Source organism: Mitsuaria sp. PDC51 (assembly GCF_900113225.1).
GTDB lineage: Bacteria > Pseudomonadota > Gammaproteobacteria > Burkholderiales > Burkholderiaceae_C > Roseateles.
This window is the reverse complement of record NZ_FOZE01000003.1, coordinates 452,423-473,895: the sequence shown is the minus strand read 5'-3', so window position 1 is coordinate 473,895 and position 21,473 is coordinate 452,423. Positions and strand designations below refer to the sequence as shown.

Annotated in this window: 17 protein-coding genes and 1 other RNA gene; 13 read left to right on the top strand and 5 right to left on the bottom strand. The window is 68.7% G+C overall.

Annotated elements, in window-relative coordinates:
- The first annotated feature begins 49 nt into the window (after positions 1 to 49).
- Both BM393_RS22555 and BM393_RS22550 read left to right on the top strand, forming a co-directional pair.
- Entirely contained in the window at positions 50 to 2,038 is a 1,989-nt protein-coding gene (locus BM393_RS22555) for a tetratricopeptide repeat protein (protein ID WP_091733238.1), read from the top strand.
- A gap of 2 nt (positions 2,039 to 2,040) precedes the next feature.
- Positions 2,041 to 2,817: a hypothetical protein gene (locus tag BM393_RS22550; RefSeq protein WP_091733236.1), complete on the top strand. Its 777-nt coding sequence runs from the start codon at positions 2,041 to 2,043 to the stop codon at positions 2,815 to 2,817.
- A 60-nt stretch (positions 2,818 to 2,877) separates the two neighbouring features.
- On the opposite strand, the gene BM393_RS22545 is transcribed toward BM393_RS22550, so the two are convergent.
- The 5 genes from BM393_RS22545 to ompA form a co-directional block, all read right to left on the bottom strand.
- Positions 2,878 to 4,794 carry a sialidase family protein gene (locus tag BM393_RS22545; protein WP_141225449.1) on the bottom strand — a complete coding sequence of 639 codons (1,917 nt, stop codon included), beginning with the start codon at positions 4,792 to 4,794 and terminating at the stop codon, positions 2,878 to 2,880.
- A gap of 273 nt (positions 4,795 to 5,067) precedes the next feature.
- Positions 5,068 to 5,441, bottom strand: a transfer-messenger RNA (tmRNA) gene (gene ssrA, locus BM393_RS22540).
- Between the two features lie 110 nt (positions 5,442 to 5,551).
- The gene (gene gph, locus BM393_RS22535; RefSeq protein WP_254783570.1) at positions 5,552 to 6,259 is read right to left on the bottom strand and encodes a phosphoglycolate phosphatase; all 708 of its coding nucleotides are present in this window, start codon (positions 6,257 to 6,259) and stop codon (positions 5,552 to 5,554) included.
- Positions 6,256 to 6,957, bottom strand: coding sequence for a bifunctional 2-polyprenyl-6-hydroxyphenol methylase/3-demethylubiquinol 3-O-methyltransferase UbiG (gene ubiG, locus BM393_RS22530; protein ID WP_091733861.1), 702 nt, complete (start codon positions 6,955 to 6,957; stop codon positions 6,256 to 6,258). The genes gph and ubiG overlap by 4 nt, the downstream gene beginning before the upstream one ends.
- Before the next feature lie 141 nt (positions 6,958 to 7,098).
- Positions 7,099 to 7,746 (bottom strand): outer membrane protein OmpA, encoded by a 648-nt coding sequence (gene ompA / locus BM393_RS22525; protein WP_091733232.1) that lies wholly within the window; start codon positions 7,744 to 7,746, stop codon positions 7,099 to 7,101.
- 259 nt (positions 7,747 to 8,005) lie between these two features.
- On the opposite strand from ompA, the gene gyrA reads away from it, so the two are divergent.
- The 11 genes from gyrA (at position 8,006) to BM393_RS22470 (ending at position 21,469) form a co-directional block, all read left to right on the top strand.
- On the top strand, positions 8,006 to 10,690 hold the full coding sequence (gyrA, locus tag BM393_RS22520; RefSeq protein ID WP_091733230.1) for a DNA gyrase subunit A: 2,685 nt from the start codon (positions 8,006 to 8,008) through the stop codon (positions 10,688 to 10,690).
- A gap of 2 nt (positions 10,691 to 10,692) precedes the next feature.
- The gene (locus BM393_RS22515) at positions 10,693 to 11,304 is read left to right on the top strand and encodes a DUF2059 domain-containing protein (protein WP_217648501.1); all 612 of its coding nucleotides are present in this window, start codon (positions 10,693 to 10,695) and stop codon (positions 11,302 to 11,304) included.
- A gap of 126 nt (positions 11,305 to 11,430) precedes the next feature.
- Entirely contained in the window at positions 11,431 to 12,558 is a 1,128-nt protein-coding gene (serC, locus tag BM393_RS22510; RefSeq protein ID WP_091733226.1) for a 3-phosphoserine/phosphohydroxythreonine transaminase, read from the top strand.
- 43 nt (positions 12,559 to 12,601) lie between these two features.
- Entirely contained in the window at positions 12,602 to 13,702 is a 1,101-nt protein-coding gene (pheA, locus tag BM393_RS22505; protein WP_091733859.1) for a prephenate dehydratase, read from the top strand.
- 33 nt (positions 13,703 to 13,735) lie between these two features.
- The gene (locus tag BM393_RS22500; RefSeq protein WP_091733223.1) at positions 13,736 to 14,626 is read left to right on the top strand and encodes a prephenate dehydrogenase/arogenate dehydrogenase family protein; all 891 of its coding nucleotides are present in this window, start codon (positions 13,736 to 13,738) and stop codon (positions 14,624 to 14,626) included.
- Between the two features lie 43 nt (positions 14,627 to 14,669).
- Positions 14,670 to 16,691, top strand: coding sequence for a bifunctional 3-phosphoshikimate 1-carboxyvinyltransferase/cytidylate kinase (locus BM393_RS22495; protein ID WP_091733857.1), 2,022 nt, complete (start codon positions 14,670 to 14,672; stop codon positions 16,689 to 16,691).
- Positions 16,692 to 16,886: 195 nt separating this feature from the next.
- Positions 16,887 to 18,572, top strand: coding sequence for a 30S ribosomal protein S1 (rpsA, locus tag BM393_RS22490; protein WP_067063579.1), 1,686 nt, complete (start codon positions 16,887 to 16,889; stop codon positions 18,570 to 18,572).
- A gap of 179 nt (positions 18,573 to 18,751) precedes the next feature.
- Complete coding sequence (locus BM393_RS22485) at positions 18,752 to 19,066, top strand: integration host factor subunit beta (RefSeq protein ID WP_088403971.1); 315 nt, start codon at positions 18,752 to 18,754, stop codon at positions 19,064 to 19,066.
- A 159-nt stretch (positions 19,067 to 19,225) separates the two neighbouring features.
- A complete protein-coding gene (locus BM393_RS22480) occupies positions 19,226 to 19,525 on the top strand; it encodes a lipopolysaccharide assembly LapA domain-containing protein (RefSeq protein WP_091733220.1) in 300 nt (99 codons plus the stop codon).
- A complete protein-coding gene (gene lapB / locus BM393_RS22475) occupies positions 19,515 to 20,672 on the top strand; it encodes a lipopolysaccharide assembly protein LapB (protein ID WP_091733217.1) in 1,158 nt (385 codons plus the stop codon). Before BM393_RS22480 ends, lapB begins: the two co-directional genes overlap by 11 nt.
- Before the next feature lie 17 nt (positions 20,673 to 20,689).
- Positions 20,690 to 21,469, top strand: coding sequence for a glycosyltransferase (locus BM393_RS22470; protein ID WP_091733214.1), 780 nt, complete (start codon positions 20,690 to 20,692; stop codon positions 21,467 to 21,469).
- Positions 21,470 to 21,473: the final 4 nt, after the last annotated feature.

The following is a 21,473-nucleotide window of genomic DNA, read 5'->3' as shown; positions in this document are numbered from 1 at the left end:
CCGACGTCGGCTCGTATGATCCGCCGCGTTGAGCCGCGGGAGGTGGTGATTGAGCGCTTCGAAGGGACAGCTGGAACAGCCACGCGGCCCCGCCACGCTGGCACGCGCCCATGCCCTCGCCGACCGCGGCGACTGGATCGCCGCCGAGGCCGAGTACCGCGCGCTCGCGCAGGCGGCCGGCGCTGGCGCCGCGCTGCTCTACAACTGGGGCATCGCGCTGCGCGAGACCGGCCGGCTCGAGGACGCGATCGCGGCGTTCGAGCAGGCCGCCTCGCGGGACCCCGCCTACGCCCGTGCCTTCCATGGCCTGAGCCTGAGCTACCGGGACCTGGGCGCCCGCGACGCGGCGCTGATGGCGATCGAGCTGGCCATCGACGCCGATCCCGCCTGCGACGACTTCCGCTTCGAGCGCGCGGAGCAGCTGATCGACGCGGGCCGCTGGCGCGACGCGCTGCCGACGCTGGCGGCCATCGGTCCCGAGGCGCCGGGCCACGCGATCGCGCGCAACCTGATGGGCATGGCGCTGCGCCAAGGCGGCCGGGAGGCCGAGGCGCTCGACGCCCTCAGCACCGCGATCCGCCACGACCCGGCCTTCGCCGCGCCGCTGCAGAACCGGGCCAATCTCCATCTGCGCGCGCGCCGGTTCACGCTGGCGGTGGACGATTTCGACGCAGCCCTGCGGCTCACGCCGCATGCCCCTTGGCTCGCCGGACTGAGGCTCTACGCGGCGATGCATGTCTACGACTGGCGCGACTTCGACGCGCGGCGCGATGCGCTGCTCAACCAGGTGGCTCGGGGCGAGGCGGTCGCGCAGCCGCTGGTCGTCCAGAACCTGACGGACGACCCGGCGCTGCAGCAGGCGGCGGCAAGGACCTGGACCCGGCACGCGTCGCCCCGTGCCGCGACGCCGCCGATGCGGCCGGGCTTCCCGGCCGGACGCAAGATCCGCATCGCCTACATCTCCCGCGACTTCCATGCCCATCCGGTGGCCTTCCTGCTGGCGGAAACGCTGGAGCTGCACGACCGCGAGGTCTTCGACGTCGCGCTGATCAACCATGGCGAGGCGAAGGACGACCCGATGCAGCAGCGGCTGCGCGCGGCCGCCGATGCTTTCCTCGACGTCGGCGGCTGGAGCGATGAACGGGTGGCGGCGCTGTGCCGCGAGCTGTCCATCGACATCGCGGTCGACCTCACCGGCCACACCGAGGGTGGCCGCGTCGCGCTGTTCGCCGGCCGCGTCGCACCGGTGCAGATGCTCTACCTGGGCTATCTCGGCACTTCGGGCTCAGGCGCCTACGACTACCTCGTCGCGGACCCGCGCCTCATCGACGCCGACACCCGCGCCTGCTTCGACGAACGCCTGCTGGTGCTGCCGTCCTACCAGACCAACGATCGCCAGCGACCGCGGCCCGCCGCGGCCGACCGGCGCGCGCTCGGCCTGCCGCCGGACGCGGTCGTGCTGTGCTGCTTCAACAACCCGGCCAAGCTGACCCCGGCCATGTTCCGCACCTGGGGCCGGATCCTGTCGCGCGTGCCGCACGCCGTGCTGTGGCTGCTGGCCGAGGAAGACGAGGCCACCGACCGCCTGCGCCGCGAAGCGGCGGCGATCGGCCTCGCACCGGAGCGGCTGGTCTTCGCGCGGCGCTGCGCGCGCGAGGACTACCTCGCCCGGCTCGCCGCGGCCGACCTGTTCCTGGACACCCTGCCCTACAACGCCGGCACGACGGCCAGCGATGCGCTCTGGATGGGACTGCCGGTGCTCACGCAGCGGGGGCGCGCCTTCGCCGGCCGCATGGCGGCCAGCCTGCTGCACGCGGTCGGCCTGCCGGAGCTGATCGTCGAGACCACCGAGGACTACGTCGAGCGGGCGGTCGCGCTCGCGGCGGCGCCGGAGCCACTCGCGGCGCTGCGCGACCGGCTGCGCGCCCAACGCGACACCGCGCCGCTGTTCGACACGCCGGCCTTCACGCGCAGCCTGGAGCTGGGCTACCTCGCCGCGCTGTCGGGCACGGTCGACGGCGACATCGTGATCGACTAGCGATGGATACGCAGGTGCGCTCATGGTGCCGGGCGCTGCGCGCGCTGGCCGTGCTGAACCTGGGCCTGTGGCTCGCCGTCGCGCTCGCTGGACCGGTCGCCGGCGTTCATGGGCGAGTGCAGCTGGGGCTGTCCGGCGTCTACGTGCTGGTGTGTGCCTATCGCTCCTTGCTGCCGCGGGTGGATCTGGAGCGGCTCGTGGTGGTGGACAGCCACCTGTCCAGCATCTTCCTGGGCCGCACCGCGGCCACGGTTGCCGAGATCTGCTTCGCGTTGCAGTTGGGCCTGTTCGTCCATCAGCTGGCCGCCCATGCGGGCCTGCCGGCCGTGCAGGCGGCCGCCTGGGCCGTTCCGATGTTCATGGTGGTGGCGCAGGCCTTCTGCTGGCACAGCGTGCTCACGCTCAACCACATCACGCAGGCCGTGGAATCGGCGCTGTGGGCCGGCGGTTTCACCTGGATGGCCGTGCTGCTGGGCGTGATCGCCCTCGGCAGCGGAGGCTGGGTGCAGGCGCTGTCGGTCGCCGGCATCGTGGGCGCGATGTCCTTCGTCGCTTATGTCGTGACCGTCGACATGCCGATGTACTGGCGCCGCTACCGGCACGGGCGCGCCAGCGGGCAGGTCTACCTGCGCCTGGACGCGGGCGCCCGCGATGCCTGGCATCGGCGCGTGCCCAGCGGCTCCTGGGAGGCCTGGAAGGCCGATGCGCTGTGGTTGACGCCGTATTTCAGCGTGGGCGTGTGGGTCAGCATCGCGATGGCGTGCGTGCCGGCGGCCTGACAGGCGTCCCGAGGACCCGAAGCCCCCTGCTGGGGGATTCGGCCGCTCATCCGAGCGAGGTCACTGCGGCGTGAACGTCAGGTTCGCCAGGACATAGCTGATCGGCATGAACACGCCGCCGCCGACGTACTGCAGTTGCAGCGTGTCGCCCTGCCCCCCGGACAGCGAGCCGCTCACCCCCGAGGTGGTGGATGTCCGCCGCGTGCCGGCGTACAGCGCCGCGCCGGACTTGCCGCCCAGCAGGGTCAGGCCGTTCGCGCTGCTGGCCACCGTCGTCCAGGCGCCCGCATCGGCCGTGGACCGCCAGGTCTGGCCACCGTCCGACGACTCGTAGAGCGCGCCGCCATTCGTGGCGGCCACCACATGACGCCCATCCGCCGAAGTGGCGATGTCGCGCCAGTCCCGGCTCATCGTCACGGCTTCCCACGAGGTGCCGAAATCATCGGAGCGCCAGATCGCGCCCGTGTCGACCGTGGCGTACAGGCGCCGTCCATCGGCCGATGCCGCCGACCCCCACCAGAACTGGGCGGACGCCCGCGCGGTCCAGCTGACGCCGTAGTCCGTCGACACATACAGCTGCGAGCCGTTGGTGCCCGCGACCTGCACGCGGCCGTCCGCCGAGGCGCTCACGGTACGCCAGGCGCGATTGCTGTCGCGCGCCGTCCAACTGCCGCCGCTGTCGGCCGAGGTCCAGATCTGTCCGAGGTAGGCCGTGGCCACCAGGCGCGTGCCGTCGGCCGAACTGGCGACGGCGGTCCACGCCCTGCTGCTGCCGTCGTTGGACCAGTTGTTCCCTCCGTCCGTCGACAGGTAGAGCGCCCCGCCGTTGACCGCCGCCAGGATCGTCTGTCCATCGGAGGACATCGCGACGCTGGACCACGGCTGCCCGGTGAGACGCACCGTCCAGTGCGCACCGGCGTCCTCGGAGGTGTAGAGCTCGCCGGATGCCGACGCGGCGACCTGGCGTGCGCCGTCAGCCGACATCGCCACCGCGACCCAGGTGCCGGTCGGTGCCTGGGCCGTCCAGGTCACGGTGTTGCCGCCGGGTAATCCGGTCGTCGTGATCCGCTGGCCGGCGTTCTGCGCGATCGTCCAACCGCCGGCGCCCACTCCGGTGACCTTGATCCAGTCGCCCACGGCCGGTGAGGCGGGCAGCGTGAGGACCACGGGCCCGCTCGCATTGGCGAGATAGCCGGTGTTCGAGTCGGCCTGCGCGGTGGCGGACGTCACATTCACCCAGCGCGTGTCCGCCGGCGCGGCACTGCAGGCATAGGCCGTGGACGTCACCTCGCCGGCATCCAGCACGCCGTTGCGGTTGGCGTCCTGGCCGGATTGCACGCGCTGGCCGCCATAGGCGCAATTCGCACCGGCCGACTCCGCGGTGACCGCGACGAGGGCGTCGAGGCCCGATGCGCCTGTGGGGCCTGTGGGTCCTGTGGGTCCTGTGGGGCCGGCGGAGCCTGGCGTGCCGTTTGAGCCGTTGGAGCCGTTCGCGCCATTGCAGACATAGGCCACGCTACTGACCTCACCCGAATCCAGCGCGCCGTTGCCGTCGGCATCCAGCCCCGCCATCACCGCCGAGCCGCCTTGCGCGCAGTTGGCGCCGACGGCTTCGGCTCGGACTCGAACCAGCATCGACCGGCCCTCGGCACCCGCGCCGCCGTTCAGACCGTTGCAGACGTACTGCGTGCTGGACACCTCGCCGTCGGCGAGCTGTCCGTTGCCGTCGGCATCCGCGCCGGACTCCACGCGCGTGCCGCCCGCGGCGCAGTGGCTTCCCGCCGCCTCCGCAGCGACGCGCACCAGGGTCGCCGCGGTCCGGGGCGTGGCCTCGGGCGCGGGGTCGTCGTCCGACGAGCCGCCGCCGCAGGCCGTCAGCGCCGCGGCGGCGACGGCGATGGCCACGAGGTGCCAGGGCCCGGAGGAACGCAGCGGCGAAGCGCCACGGCGGCGATGGTCAATGACGGATGCAAGCATGGTGGACGCACTGTGGCCTCGCTCCACCGCACCATGCGGCAGCTCCCTCGAGGCGCGACGCGCGGAAGTATCGTCAACCGCCGCGCGGTCCGGTACACCCCTGCGCGAGCAGGTCGCGAAAAATCCAGGAACTGTCCGTCGGCCGCGACGGATGGGGTCAGGGTGCGCGACGCCATGCAGGAATTCGGGCACCGAGCCCAAAAACAAAAAGCGCCTAAGTGCTTGGTTCACTTAGGCGCTTGGGAGGTCATGAGCGGTCATGACACTCGAATATGGTGGAGCCGGCGGGAATTGAACCCGCGTCCGCAAGCCTTCATCGGGCAGTTCTACATGCTTAGCTCTCTGATTTGGTTCTCGCCAACCCCGTCGCGCAGGAGCACGCTGCGGGATCAGCCAGCACCCTAAATCTCGCCGTCACCCAAGGTGCACGAATGACAGCCAGCCAATGTGAATAACCTCTCTGTGTCAGGACTTGCGTCCCTTCACCCGGCCCATCGGCCAACCGGTGAGAGGTCCGCGGGGTTTAAGCCGCGAGAGCGTACGTGTTATCGTTCGCAGTTGGTTTTTTCCAGATGGATTTACGAGGTGCCTGGCCCTCGGCATGCCCTACTCCGAATCCGTACCCACGTCGAAACCAGGTCGGCCCCAGAGAGAGAGAAGTCGCAGATTATGCCAGTCGCGCGGACTTCAAGCCCCGGGCGGCGGTAATCTTTCTGAAGTTCGATTCGCAGCGGCCCTGAACGCTTGAGCCACAGGCTCAGCGCGCGGCTCTCAGCCACTCGACGAGCTGCGATGGGGTGTCGAGAACCACGTCCGCACCCCAGGCCTCGATCGGCTCACCATCCCCCAGATAGCCCCAGCGCACGGCGATCGTCGGCATGCCAGCCGCTCGTCCCGCCAGCACGTCGCGCGCGTCATCGCCGACATACACGCACTCACCCGGCGCGACGCCGGCCCGACGGGCCGCCTCCAGGAGCGGCTCCGGGTGCGGCTTGCTGTGCGGCGTCGTGTCGCCTCCAACCACCGCCGCCGCGCGTTCGGACCAACCGAGCCCCCGCGCCAACGGCAGCGCGAAGCGCTCCGACTTGTTGGTCACGATGCCCCAGCTCAAGCCGTCGTCGGACAGCGCCTGCAGCATCGCAGCGACACCGTCGAACGGGCGTGTCGCGCGAAGCAGGCGACGCTCGTAGCGGTCGAAGAACTCGTCGCGGAGCGCTGGGAACGTCATCTCCTTCGGCGACACGCCAAAGGCCACGCCCATCATTCCGCGCGCGCCCGCGCCCACCATCGGACGCAGGCGCTCGAACGGCACTTCGGGCAGGCCGCGCGCGATGAGCATTTCGTTGGTCGCGCCGGCCAGATCCGGGGCGCTGTCCACCAGCGTGCCATCCAGATCGAACAGCACGGTTCTGATCGCAGCGCGCGTGGCCACGCCGGGAGGCGAATTCAGCATCGCCGCGCTCATGCGGGACGGCGGCAAGCCAGCAGGTAGTTGACGTCGGTATCCGCGTTCAAGGCATAGCGCTGGGTGAGCGGGTTGAAGGTCAGGCCCTTCGCGCCTTGCACTTCCAAGCCGGCGTCTCGGCACATCTGCGCCAGCTCCGACGGGCGGATGAAGCGCGCGTATTCGTGGGTGCCGGCGGGCAGCATGCGCAGGACGTACTCCGCTCCGACGATCGCGAAAAGAAAGGACTTGGCGTTGCGATTCAGCGTCGACAGGAACACCCACCCGCCGGGCTTCACGAGTTGACCCAGCGCGGTGACCACCGACGCAGGGTCCGGCACGTGCTCAAGCATCTCCATGCAGGTCACCACCTCGAAGGAGGCGGGGCGCTCCCGCGCCAGGTCCTCAACGGCGATCTCTTGGTAGGCGACGTTCTCGGTACCCGCCTCCATCGCATGCAATTCGGCCACGCGCAGCGATTTCGTCGCCAGGTCGATACCCAGCACGTTCGCTCCCTTGCGCGCCATCGCATCGGCCAGGATGCCGCCGCCGCAACCGACGTCCAGCGTCGTCTTGCCTTGCAAGCCGCAGAGGCCGTCGATCCAGTTCAATCGCAAGGGATTGATCTGGTGAAGCGGCTTGAATTCACTTTCGGTATCCCACCAGCGGTGGGCCAGCTCGCTGAACTTCTCGAGCTCTTTTGCATCGACATTCGCCATGGGGCGCAATGGTAGCCGAGCCCACCGGCGGGAGGCTCGATTCCGCGCGCGCCGCGCCAATGACGCATCAATGAAAAAACCCCGCGAGCCTGATGGCTGGCGGGGTTTGCGGGATGGCGACCGAAGTCGCCACCGTACCGTTTACTTGACGGCGCGGGTACCGACCACTTCGATTTCGACGCGGCGGTTCTTGGCGCGGCCTTCCGCGGTCTTGTTGTCGGCGATGGGCTGCTTCTTGCCCTTGCCTTCGGTGTAGACGCGGTTCTTTTCCAGACCCTTCGACACCAGATAGGCCTTCACGGCTTCAGCGCGGCGAACCGACAGCTTCTGGTTGTAGGCATCCGTGCCGACGCTGTCGGTGTGGCCGACGGCGATGATCACTTCCAGGTTGATGCCGCCGGTCTTGGAGACCAGGTCATCCAGCTTGGCCTTGGCTTCCGGCTTCAGGACCGACTTGTCGAAGTCGAAGAAGGCGTCAGCGGCGTAGGTGACCTTTTCGCTGGTCGGAGCCACCACCGGCTTGGGCGCCGGGGCCGGGGTCACCGCCGGGGCGGGAGCCGGAGCGGCCGGAGCGGCTACAGGAGCAGCCACCGGCTTCAGGGCGCCGTCGCAGTCCTTGGCGGCCGTGGCCGGGGTCCAGAATGCATCGCGCCAGCACAGCTCGTTGGTGCCGTTCTTCCAAACGGTGCCATCCGTTGCGCGCCAGTTGTCCACGGTTTGGGCCATGACGCCCGAGGTGGCCACAGCGGCGACAGCAAAGAGCGCTGCCACGCGGTTCAGTTTCTTCATGATTCTCCTCTCAAGGAAAGCCGCAGTTGCCCTGCGAAACGTCCAATGTCGGAACTAAAACCTCAGGAGTTCCCTGACCAAGGGTTTCTCCTAGGGACGAACCGATTGTGCCATAGGGCAACAGGACGCCTCCATTCTCGCGGCACGCGCTGCAACTGTTCATGAACGTGTTGCGCAAGCACGACAAGCGCGCGCAATTAGAATCACCGACTTCCGATCTCTCCAGAGGCTGCGCACGCGTGCGCGCGGCCCCCAGCGCATGACCCAGTTCGCCAAGGAAACCCTGCCGATCAGCCTCGAAGAGGAGATGCGCCGCTCCTACTTGGATTACGCGATGAGCGTGATCGTCGGCCGTGCGCTGCCCGACGCCCGCGACGGCCTCAAGCCGGTGCACCGGCGCGTGCTCTTCGCGATGCACGAACTGAACAACGACTGGAACCGGCCCTACAAGAAGTCGGCCCGTATCGTCGGCGACGTCATCGGTAAATACCACCCGCACGGCGACAGCGCCGTGTACGACACCATCGTCCGGATGGCGCAGGACTTCTCGCTGCGCCACATGCTGGTGGACGGCCAGGGGAATTTCGGCTCGGTCGACGGCGACAACGCCGCGGCCATGCGATACACCGAAATCCGCTTGTCGAAAATCGCCCACGAAATGCTGGCCGATATCGACAAGGAAACCGTCGACTACGGCCCGAACTACGACGGCAGCGAAAAGGAACCGCTGGTTTTGCCGGCGCGCCTTCCGAATCTGCTGATCAACGGCGCGGCCGGTATCGCGGTCGGCATGGCCACGAATATCCCGCCGCACAACCTCAACGAGGTCGTCGACGCCTGCCTGCACGCGCTGAAGAATCCCGACTGCTCGATCGACGAGCTGATGGAGATCATCCCCGCGCCGGACTTCCCCACCTCCGGGATCATCTACGGCCTGTCGGGCGTGCGCGAGGGCTACCGCACCGGCCGCGGCAAGGTCGTGATGCGCGCCAAGGTCCATTTCGAGGACATCGATCGCGGCCAGCGCCAGGCGATCATCGTCGACGAGATCCCCTATCAGGTGAACAAGAAGACCCTGCTCGAGCGCATCGCCGAGCTGGTCCAGGAAAAGAAGATCGAGGGCATCAGCCACATCCAGGACGAATCCGACAAGTCCGGGATGCGCGTGGTGATCGAGCTCAAGCGCGGCGAGGTCCCGGAAGTCGTCCTGAACAACCTGTACAAGCAGACCCAGCTGCAGGACAGCTTCGGCATGAACATGGTGGCGCTGGTCGACGGCCAGCCCAAGCTGTGCAACCTGAAGGACCTGATCACGGTCTTCCTGGAGCACCGCCGCGAGGTCGTCACCCGCCGCACCGTGTTCGAACTGCGCAAGGCGCGCGAGCGTGGCCATGTGCTGGAAGGCCTGGCGGTGGCGCTGGCCAACATCGACGACTTCATCGAGATCATCAAGCGCAGCCCGACCCCGCCGGTGGCCAAGGCCGAACTGATGGCGCGGGCCTGGGATTCGTCGCTGGTGCGCGAGATGCTGTCGCGCGCCGAGGGCGAGACCGCCGGCGGCCGCAACGCCTACCGCCCCGAAGGCCTGCCGGCGCAATACGGCATGCAGGAGGACGGGCTCTACAAGCTGTCCGACGACCAGGCCGGCGAAATCCTGCAGATGCGCCTGCAGCGCCTGACCGGGCTGGAGCAGGACAAGATCGTCGGCGAATACCGCGACGTGATGGCGCAGATCGCCGACCTGCTGGACATCCTTGCCACGCCCGCGCGCGTGACGACGATCATCGGCGACGAACTGGCGTCGGTGCGCCAGGAGTTCGGCCAGACCAAGCTGGGCGCGCGCCGCAGCGTGATCGAGCACAACGCCCAGGAACTCGGCACCGAGGACTTGATCACGCCGACCGACATGGTCGTGACGCTGTCCCACACCGGCTACATCAAGAGCCAGGCGCTGAGCGAGTACCGCGCCCAGCGCCGCGGCGGCCGCGGCAAGCAGGCCACCGCCACCAAGGACGACGACTGGATCGACCAACTCTTCATCGCCAACACGCATGACTGGATGCTGTGCTTCAGCAACCGCGGTCGCGTCTACTGGCTGAAGGTCTGGGAAGTGCCGCAGGGCTCGCGCAACGCGCGCGGCAAGCCGATCGTCAACATGTTCCCGCTGCAGCCGGAAGAGAAGATCAACGTCGTGCTGCCGCTGACGGGCGAGTTCCGCTCGTTCCCGGAAGACCACTTCATCTTCTTCGCCACCGCGCTGGGCACCGTCAAGAAGACCTCGCTGAAGGACTTCAGCAACCCGCGCAAGGCCGGCATCATCGCCGTCGACCTGGACGAGGGCGACTACCTGATCGGCGCCGCGCTGACCGACGGCCAGCATGACGTCATGCTGTTCTCCGACGGCGGCAAGGCCGTGCGCTTCGACGAGGACGACGTCCGCCCGATGGGCCGCCAGGCCCGCGGCGTGCGCGGCATGATGCTCGAACCCGACCAGCGCCTGATCGCGATGCTGGTGGCCGAGGACGAGACGCAGAGCGTGCTGACCGCCACCGAGAACGGCTACGGCAAGCGCACCAGCATCGTGGAATACACGCGCCACGGCCGCGGCACGAAGGGCATGATCGCGATCCAGCAGAGCGAGCGCAACGGCAAGGTCGTCGCGGCGACGCTGGTCCGCCCCGAGGATGAGATCATGCTGATCACCGACACCGGCGTGCTGGTACGCACACGGGTGGCCGAGATCCGCGAACTGGGTCGCGCCACGCAGGGCGTGACGCTGATTTCGCTGGACGAGGGCGCCAAGCTCTCGGGCCTGCAGCGCATCGTCGAGAACGATGCGAACGAGACGACAGAATCGACCGACGACGCCGCGGGCGGCGCCGGTTCCGATGCCGGCGACGCCACGAGCGCCGCGGGCGACTCCACCCCCGACGTGAAGGAATGACCTTGTTGCTGAAGTCCATCCAAGCCGGCGCCATCGCCGCCTCGCTGCTGGCGAGCCCCGTCGTCTTCGCGCAGAAGGCTGACAGCCCGCAGTCCAAGAAGGACGTCATCGCGAAGATCCTGAAGATCCAGCAGCCCGCGATCGAGGCCCTGACCATGGGCGTGCTGAGCCGCCCGGTCAACGAGTTGGCCGCCAAGGCCGCGCCGGCCCTGCGCAACGTGCCCGAAGCCAAGCGCGAAGCCACCGCCAAGCAGATCGATGCCGACCTGCGCAAGTTCCTGGAAGACAACGCCAAGCCGCTGGTCGACAAGGGCATGAAGCTGGCCCCGTCGACCATGGGCGTGGCGCTGGACGAGAAGTTCACCGAGGACGAGCTCAAGCAGCTGCTGGCCTGGCTGGAATCGCCGGTGAGCAAGAAGTTCGCCGAGTCCTCGCAGGAGCTGCAGAGCCTCTACACGAAGAAGCTGATCGACGACAACGGCAAGCAGTTGGACGAGAAGTTCACCGCGCTGCAGCAGAACGTCGCCAAGCAGCTCGGCCTGGAAGCGGGTCCGGCGCCGGCCGCCTCGGCCCCGAAGCCGGCCGCCAAGCCCGCGCCGACGCCGAAGAAGTAAGTCCGCCACCGCGGCCCGGTGCCGGCCCCAGGCCGGCATCGCTCCGCCCGGGGCGCCCCGCCGCGTCGATCCGGTCGACCGGCGTCGGCGCCCCGGCTGTCGTCCCGTTCTCACCGCGCCCTCCCCATGCCAGCCGTCCGCCCCTTCAACTTCTCCGCCGGTCCCGCCGCCCTCCCCCCCGAGGTCCTGAGCCAGGTGGCAGAGGAGATGCTGGACTGGCACGGCTCCGGCATGAGCGTGATGGAGATGAGCCATCGCGGCCGCGAGTTCATCTCGATCTACGAAGCCGCCGAGGCCGACCTGCGCGAACTGCTGCAGGTGCCCGAGCATTTCCGCATCCTGTTCATGCAGGGGGGCGGGCTCGGCGAGAACGCGATCCTGCCTCTGAACCTGTCGCGCGGCGGCGCGGTCGACGTCGTCGTCACCGGCTCCTGGTCGAAGAAGAGCGCCGCCGAAGCCAGGCGCTATGCCGACGTCCGCATCGCCGCCAATGCCGCCGAGCTCCCCGGCGCCGACGGCCGCTACCTCGACATTCCCCCGCCCTCGACCTGGCAGCTGCGCCAGGACGCCTCGTACGTGCACGTCTGCACCAACGAGACCATCGACGGCATCGAATTCCAGGCCCTGCCCGACCTCCAGGCGCTGGGCCATGACGCGCCGCTGGCGATCGACTTCTCCTCCCACGTGGCGTCGCGCCCGGTGGACTGGTCCAAGGTCGGCCTCGCCTTCGCCGGCGCGCAGAAGAACATCGGTCCGGCCGGCCTGACGCTGGTGATCGTCCGCGACGACCTGCTGGGCCACGCGCTGCCGATCTGCCCCTCCGCCTTCGACTACAAGATCGTGGCCGAGGCGCAGTCGATGTACAACACGCCGCCGACCTTCGGCATCTACGTCGCCGGCCTGGTGTTCCAGTGGCTCAAGCGCTTCGCGTACGGCGGCAAGACCGGCCTGGCCGCGATCGAGCAGCGCAACATCGACAAGGCCGCCCTGCTCTACGCGGCGCTGGACGGCTCCTCCCTGTATGAAAACCGCGTGGCGGCGTCGTGCCGCTCGCGGATGAACGTCCCATTCTTCCTCCGCGACGAGCGTCTGAACGACGCCTTTCTGGCTGGCGCCAAGGAGCGGGGGCTGCTGCAACTCAAAGGCCACAAGTCGGTGGGCGGCATGCGGGCATCGATCTACAACGCGATGCCGCTGGAGGGCGTCCAGGCCCTGGTGAGCTACCTGAAAGACTTCGAAACCCGACATGGCTGACACGCCGAACACCCCCCTGCCCGAGGCGCCCGGCGACGCCCCGATGCCGCCGGCCCCGGTGGCCGACCCCGAGCTGCTCGCGCTGCGCGACCAGATCGACGCGCTCGACTCGCAACTGCTGACGCTGCTGAACCAGCGCGCCCATGTCGCCGAGCAGGTCGGCGAGATCAAGCGCCGCGACGGCACGCCCTTCTTCCGCCCCGACCGGGTCGCCCAGGTCATCGCCAAGATCAAGGCGGCCAACCAGGGCCCGCTCAAGGGCGAACACGTCGCCGCCATCTGGCGCGAGATCATGTCCGCCTGCCTCGCGCTCGAGTCGCCGCAGCGGGTGGCCGTGCTGGGCCCCTTCGGCACCTTCTGCGAGCAGGCCGCGATCGAATACTTCGGCGGCGCCGCCGACCTGATCTACTGCAACAGCTTCGACGAGGTCTTCCACGCGACCGCCTCCGGCAGCGCGCAGTACGGCGTGGTCGGCGTCGAGAACATGACCGAGGGCGTGGTGACGCGCTCGCTCGACCTGTTCCTGCACACGCCCACGCATGTGGTCGGCGAGGTCAGCCTGCTGATCCGCCACAACCTGCTGCGCAAGGAGAACTCGCTGGAAGGCGTGGAGGCGGTGCTGGCGCACCCCCAGGCGCTCGCGCAGTGCCAGAACTGGCTGTCCAAGCACCTGCCGAACGCCGAGCGCCGCGCCGTGTCCAGCAACGCCGAAGGCGCGCGGCTGGCGGCCGAGAACCCGGTCTACGCCGCGATCGCCAGCGAGCGCGCGGCGACGCTGTTCGGCCTGCACATCACCGCGCACGCGGTGCAGGACGAGGCCTACAACCGCACCCGTTTCGCCGTGATCTGCCTGCCGCAGACCATGGCCACCCCCCCGGCCACGGGGCGCGACTGCACCAGCCTCATCGTCTCCGTGGCGAACCGCCCGGGCGCGATGCATGATCTGCTGGTGCCGTTGAAGAAGCACGGCGTGTCCATGACCCGCCTGGAGTCGCGCCCGGCCCGCACCGGTCAGTGGGAGTACTACTTCTACATCGACCTGGATGGCCACCCGTCGCAGCCGCACGTCGCCTCGGCGCTGGCGGAGCTACGGGAGCTGTGCGCGTTCTACAAGGTCATCGGCGCCTACCCGCTGAAGTCCTGACGCTGAAGTCTTGAGCGAAAGAGGTTCCTTGCGATGTACAACCAACTCGGCGTGATCGGTTGCGGCCTGATGGGCGGCTCGTTCGCGCTGGCCATGAAGAAAGCCGGCCTGGTGCGCCGGGTGGTGGGCTACAGCAAGAGCCCGTCGACGACCGACACCGCCCGCCGCATGGGCGTGATCGACATCGCCGCCGAATCGGCGCTGCTGGCCGTGTCCGGTTCGGACATCGTGCTGGTGGCGGTGCCGGTCGCCGCGACCGAGTCCACGCTCAAGGCCATCCGCCACCTGGTGCGGGCCGACGTGCTGCTGATGGACGTGGGCTCGACCAAGAGCGATGTCGTCGACGCGGCCAAGCGCGCGCTCGGCAAGCAGTTCCCGAGCTTCGTGCCCGCGCATCCGATCGCCGGCAAGGAAAGCGCCGGTGTGCAGCATGCCGATGCCGCGCTCTACCAGGGCCGCCAGGTCATCCTGACGCCGCTGGAGCAGACCCGGCCGGAGATGGTGCAGAAGGCGACCGACGTCTGGTCGGCGCTGGGGTCGCAGGTGCTCAAGATGGCGCCGCACCACCATGACGAAGCCTTCGCCGCGGTCAGCCACCTGCCGCACCTGCTGGCCTACGCCTACTTCAGCTCGGTCGCCAGACAGCCCTCGGGCCGCGACTTCCTGAGCCTGGCCGGTTCCGGTTTCCGCGACTTCACCCGGATCGCCGCCAGCGATCCGACGGTCTGGCGCGACATCCTGATGGCCAACCGGCAGGACCTGCTGACGCAGTCGCAGCGCTTCCGCGAGGTGCTGGACCAGATGGAGCAGGCGATCCGCCAGGGCGACGCGCACGCGCTCGAGACGATGATCCGGCAGGCCTCCGAAGGCCGCGCGCAATGGCAGCTCGGCGCCCCGGCCGCGCCGCCGTCGAAGTCCAAGTAACCCTCCCTTCCGTGTGCGCGGCGCGCCGCGCGCCCACCGCGCCATGTACAAGATTCCCTTCCTGGACCTGCCCCCGCTGCGCGGCGCCGCGGGCACCGTGTCCCTGCCCGGCTCCAAGAGCATCTCCAACCGGGTGCTGCTGCTGGCCGGCCTGTCCGAGGGCGTGACCCGGGTGCACGACCTGCTGGCCTCGGACGACACCAAGGTCATGCTGGCCGCGCTGCGCGAGCTGGGCTGCCAGCTCGAGACCGGCGCGGACGGCGTGCTGTCGGTGACCGGCATCGACGGCCGGTTGACTACCCGGCAGGCCAAGCTCTTCCTGGGCAACGCCGGCACGGCGATGCGCCCCCTGACCGCCGCGCTCGCGCTGCTGGCGGCCACGCAGGGCGGCCAGTTCGAACTCTCCGGCGTGCCCCGCATGCATGAGCGCCCGATCGGCGACCTGGTCGACGCGCTGCGCGCGCTGGGCTGCCCGATCGACTGCCTCGGCCAGGAGGGTTATCCGCCGCTGCGGCTCAACGGGCCGGCGGCGCTGACGCTGGACGCGCCGGTGCGCGTGCGCGGCGACGTCTCCAGCCAGTTCCTCACCGCCCTGCTGCTCGCCCTGCCCCTGGTCGCGCAGCGGGACCTCGTCATCGAGGTCACCGGCGAGCTGATCTCCAAGCCCTACGTCCACATCACGCTGGAGTTGCTGGCGCGCTTCGGCGTCCAGGTCCAGCGCGACGACGACTGGCAGCGTTTCGTGATTCCCGCCGGCAGCCGCTACCGCTCGCCCGGCGAGGTGCACGTCGAGGGCGATGCGTCGTCGGCGTCCTACTTCGTCGCGCTCGGCGCGATCGCCGCCACCGACGCGCCGGTGCGCATCGAGGGCGTGGGCTCGAGCTCGGTGCAGGGCGACGTCCGTTTCGTCGAGGCCGCGCAGGCGATGGGCGCCCAGGTCGACATCGGCCCCAACTGGCTGGAGGTGCGCCGCGGCGCCTGGCCGCTGAAGGCGCTGGACCTGGACTGCAACCACATCCCGGACGCCGCGATGACGCTGGCCGTGATGGCGCTGTACGCCGACGGCCCGACGACGCTGCGCAACATCGCCTCCTGGCGCGTGAAGGAGACCGACCGCATCGCCGCGATGGCGACCGAGCTGCGCAAGCTCGGCGCGCGGGTCGAGGAAGGCCCGGACTGGCTGCGCGTGCATCCGCTCAAGGCCTGGAAGCCGGCGGCCATCCACACCTACGACGACCACCGCGTCGCGATGTGTTTCTCGCTGGCGGCCCTCAACGGCCTGCAGGACGACCGCCAGGGGCCCGCCGTGCCGGTGCGCATCCTGGATCCGCAATGCGTCGCCAAGACCTTCCCCGACTACTTCGAGACGCTGTTCGGCGTCGTCCGCGCCAACGTGGAGGACATTCCCGTCATCACGATCGACGGCCCCACCGCCTCGGGCAAGGGCACCTTGACCGACGAGGTCGCGCAGGCACTGGGCTACGACGTGCTGGATTCCGGCGCGCTGTACCGGGTGACCGGGCTGGCCGCCTCGCGCCACCATGTCGACCTGGCCGATGGCGAGGCGGTCGCGGCGCTGGTGCCGACGCTGGACTTGAAGTTCGAATCGGGCCGGGTGCTGCTGGACGAAGAAGACGTCTCGGCCGAGCTGCGCCAGGAAGCGACCGGGCTGATGGCCTCGCAGGTCGGCGCCCATCCGGCGGTGCGTCGCGCGCTGCATCAGCTGCAGCTGAATTTCCGCCGCCTGCCCGGTCTGGTGGCCGACGGGCGCGACATGGGCACGGCGATCTTCCCCGATGCGGCGCTCAAGGTCTTCCTGACCGCCAGTGCCGCGACGCGAGCCGAGCGGCGTCACAAGCAATTGATTTCCAAGGGAATTCCGGCTAATATCGACAGCTTGCGCGCTGATCTGGAAGCGCGGGACGCTCGCGACAAGGGTCGCAGCGCGTCTCCGCTGCAGGCCGCCGCGGACGCGATCGAGCTGGACAACTCGCAGCAGACCATCGGGGAATCCCGTGATCTGGTGTTGAGCTGGTGGCAGGAACGCGGTCCGTTCAAGGCCTGAGGCGTTTTCAGGTCGACACGCAAACAGGAGCGTCACCCCTCCCTCCGGACGCCAGTCCACTGGGGGTGACGTATTCGACAACCTAACCCGCAAGTCCGCTTGCAACACAAGCCTTCGCACCTCTCGGATCAGGCCGCTTGACGCATCAAGCCGCCGGACGCTCTGTGCCGGGCAAGGAAATCTCACATGTCCCAAATGGAATCTTTCGCCGCCCTCTTCGAGGAATCGCTGCAGAAGTCGAACATGCGCGCCGGCGAGGTCATCTCGGCTGAAGTCGTCCGCATCGAGCACAACTTCGTGGTCGTCAACGCCGGCCTGAAGTCCGAAGCCTACGTGCCCGTCGACGAATTCAAGAACGACCAGGGCGAAGTCGAAGTCCAAGTCGGTGATTTCATCTCGGTCGCCATCGACGCGATCGAAAACGGCTACGGCGACACCATCCTGTCGCGCGACAAGGCCAAGCGCCTGGCCTCGTGGCTGTCGCTGGAAACCGCCCTGGAATCGGGCGATTTCGTGACCGGCACCGTCTCCGGCAAGGTCAAGGGCGGCCTGACCGTCCTGGTCAACGGCATCCGCGCCTTCCTGCCCGGTTCGCTGCTGGACACCCGCCCGGTGAAGGACATGAGCCCGTTCGAGGGCAAGACCATGGAGTTCAAGGTCATCAAGCTGGACCGCAAGCGCAACAACGTTGTGCTGTCGCGTCGCGCGGTGGTCGAGGCTTCGATGGGTGAAGAGCGCGCCAAGCTGCTGGAGACGCTGACCGAAGGCGCCATCGTCAACGGCGTGGTCAAGAACATCACCGAATACGGTGCGTTCGTCGACCTGGGCGGCATCGACGGCCTGCTGCACATCACCGACATGGCCTGGCGCCGTGTCCGTCACCCGAGCGAAGTGGTGACGGTCGGCCAGGAACTGACGGCCAAGGTCCTGAAGTTCGACGCCGAGAAGAACCGCGTCTCGCTGGGCCTGAAGCAGCTGGGCGACGACCCGTGGTTCGGCGTGTCGCGCCGCTACCCGGCCAACACCCGCCTGTTCGGCAAGGTCACCAACATCGCCGACTACGGCGCGTTCGTCGAGATCGAGCCGGGCATCGAAGGCCTGGTGCACGTCTCCGAAATGGACTGGACCAACAAGAACGTGGCTCCCTCCAAGGTCGTCTCGCTGGGCGACGAAGTGGAAGTCATGGTCCTGGAGATCGACGAAGACAAGCGTCGCATCTCGCTGGGCATGAAGCAGTGCCGCGCCAACCCGTGGGAAGAGTTCGCCGAGAACGTCAAGCGCGGCGACCGCGTCAAGGGCCCGATCAAGTCGATCACCGACTTCGGCGTGTTCGTGGGCCTGGCCCAGGGCATCGACGGCCTGGTGCACCTGTCCGACCTGTCGTGGAACGAGCCGGGTGAAACCGCCGTCCGCAACTACAAGAAGGGCCAGGAAGTCGAAGCCATCGTGCTGGCCGTGGACGTCGAGCGCGAGCGCATCTCGCTGGGCATCAAGCAGCTGGACGGCGACCCGTTCTCGACCTTCGTGTCGGTGAACGACCGCGGCATGACCGTGACCGGCAAGGTCAAGACCGTCGACGCGCGTGGCGCCGAGATCGATCTGGGCGAGGACGTCACCGGCTACCTGCGCGCTTCGGAAATCGCCCGCGACCGCGTGGAAGATGCCCGCAACGTGCTGAAGGAAGGCGACGAAGTCTCGGCCGTGATCATCAACGTCGACCGCAAGTCGCGCAGCATCCAGCTGTCGATCAAGGCCAAGGACAACGCCGACGAACAGCAAGCCATGCAGCGCCTGTCGCAGTCGAACGAGCGTGAGAACGCCGGCACGACGAGCCTGGGTGCCCTGCTGCGCGCCAAGCTGGACAATCAGAACAACGGCTGATCCCTCGCGGGACCTGGGCGCCACGCGCAGCGTGGTGTCCGGGGCTCAAGAGAATCCCTTGTTCTGGTCGGCGGCGGGCTGAGTTAGCCTGACCGCCGCAGACACGCCCAACCGACGCTCAAGCGCTTCGACAGGCTCGCTCCGCAGCGAGCCTGTTTTTTCTTCAGATGCTGACGACCATGACCCGATCCGACCTGGTGGCCCACTTGTCCGAGCGCTTCGGCCAGCTCACGCAGCGAGACACCGAGTTCGCGGTCAAGACCATCCTGGACGCGATGTCCGACGCGCTGGCCCGCGGCCACCGCATCGAGATCCGCGGTTTCGGCAGCTTCTCGATCAACCGCCGCCCGCCGCGCATGGGCCGCAACCCGCGCAGCGGCGAGCAGGTGCTGATCCCCGAGAAGCTGGTGCCGCACTTCAAGCCGGGCAAGGCCCTGCGCGAAGCCGTCGACGCGCAGCTGCCCGTCACGGACGAGGACCAGCAGGCCGCCTGAGCCCCTCTCCCCAAGGCAGGAGCGCCGCGCATCGCGGCGCTTTTTTTTCGCCCGTTGGAAGGTCCGTTGGAGGGTGTCCCGCCCCTGACGGGGAACTCGCCCTGCCGAACGTCATGCACTGGGCTTGGCGGTCCTCTCACGCGCCTAGAATCGCCCCCCATGCGAATCCTGGTCTGGCTCTTCCGCGCCTTCCTGTTCTTCTGCCTGTTCGCCTTCGCGCTGAACAACAGCCAGGAGATCGTCGTGCACTGGTTCTTCGGCCAGGCATGGCGTGCTCCGCTGGTGATCGTGGTGCTGCTGACCTTCGGGCTGGGCTGCGCCTTCGGTGTGCTGGCGATGATCCCGGCCTGGTGGCGCCACAAGCGCGCCGCCGCGCGCTCGCTCCCTCCGGCGGACGACCTGCCGCCTTCGGCGGCGACCGCCTCCGCCAACGACCCCAAGATCCCCGATGGAATTTGATCTGAGCTGGCTGCTGATCGGCGTCCCCCTGGTCTTCGGCCTGGGCTGGCTCGCCTCCAAGCTGGACTCGCGCCAGTGGAAGCGTGAACAGCGCGACGCCCCGCGCGCCTACTTCAAGGGACTGAACCTCCTGCTCAACGAGCAGCAGGACAAGGCCATCGACGCCTTCATCGAGGCGGTGCAGGCCGATCCCGACACCTCCGAGCTGCACTTCGCGCTGGGCAACCTGTTCCGGCGCCGCGGCGAATACGAACGCGCCGTGCGGGTGCACCAGCACCTGCTCTCGCGCGGCGACCTGCCCAAGTCCGAACGTGACCGCGCGCAGTACGCGCTGGCCCAGGACTTCTTCAAGGCCGGCCTGTTCGACCGCGCCGAGACCGCCTACGAGGCGCTCAAGGGCACCGCCTTCGACCACGAGGCGGCGCTGGCGCTGCTGTCGCTGTACGAGCGCTCGCGCGAATGGGCCAAGGCGGCGGAGGTCTCCGAGCAGCTCGAGGCCGCGGGCACCGGCAGCTTCGCCAGCCGCATCGCCAACTACTGGTGCGAGCTGGCCCTGGAGGCGCAGGCCCGCCAGGACGTGACGGAGGCCCGCCGCTGGCTGGACCAGGCCCGCGCCCGCGCGCCGCAGTCGGCCCGCGCCTACGTGCTGCTGGGCCAGATGCTCGCGCGCCAGGGCGACCAGACCGGCGCGATGGCCCTGTACGCCGAGCTGCTGAGAGCCAATCCCGACGCCTTCAACCTGGTCGCGCGCGACTACGCCCAGGCGGCGCAATCCACCGGCACCGCCGCGCAGGCGCTGGCGCTGATCGAGGCCCAGTACCGCCGCCATCCGAGCATGGCGCTGCTGCAGGCGATCGCGCTGCTCGAACCGGCGCCCGAGGCGCAGCGCCGTCGCCTGGCCGAGCACCTGCGGGTCGAGCCGGCGCTGTCCGCCGCGACGCAATTGCTGCAGCAGAGCCAAGCGCGCCAGCAGCCGCTGGACGACGACGAGGCCCAGCTCGTCGGCACCGCGCTGCAGCGCGCGGTGCGGCCGCTGCAGCGCTACCGCTGCGCCGCGTGCGGCTTCGAGTCGCAGCACTATTTCTGGCAATGCCCCGGCTGCCTCAGCTGGGACAGCTACCCGCCCCGTCACGTCGAAGAGCTCTGAGCCCGATGACCACACCGATGAGCTCCCCCGCGACCACCCCGCCGCCTGCCGCGGCCCCGGGCGGCGACCGCGTCATCCTCTGCATGAAGTGGGGCACCAAGTACGGTCCCGAGTACGTCAACCGCCTGTACGCGATGGTGCGCCGGCACCTGCGCGGCGACTTCCGCTTCGTCTGCCTGACCGATCGCACCGACGGCATCCGGCCCGAGGTCGAATGCCGGCCCATCCCGCCGCTGGACCTGCCGCCCGGCAGCCCGGAACGCGGGTGGACCAAGCTGACCACCTTCAGCGACGACCTGGTCGCCCAGTACGGCCTGAGCGGCACTGCCCTCTTCCTCGACCTGGACGTGGTGATCGTCGACGACATCACACCCTTCTTCGAGGTGCCGGGCGAGTTCCTCATCATTCACGACTGGAAGCGCCCCTGGCGCATCACCGGCAACTCGTCGGTCTACCGCTTCACCCTGGGCGCCCATCCGGATGTGCTGGCGACCTTCCGTCGCGACTTCGATGCGATCCGCGCGAAGTTCCGCAACGAACAGGCCTACCTCTCGGACGAGATGCACAAGAAGGGCCTGCTGAGCTACTGGGACGCGCGATGGTGCGCGAGCTTCAAGTACCACAGCATCCCGCGCTGGCCGATGAACTACTTCCGGGCACCGTTCATCCCGGACGGCGCGCGGATCCTGATCTTCCACGGTGTCATGAATCCGCCCGACGCGCTGGCCGGCCGCAGCAACGGCAACTGGCGTCGCCCGAAACCCGCGGCGTGGATCGCCGATCACTGGCATGAGTGAGGCG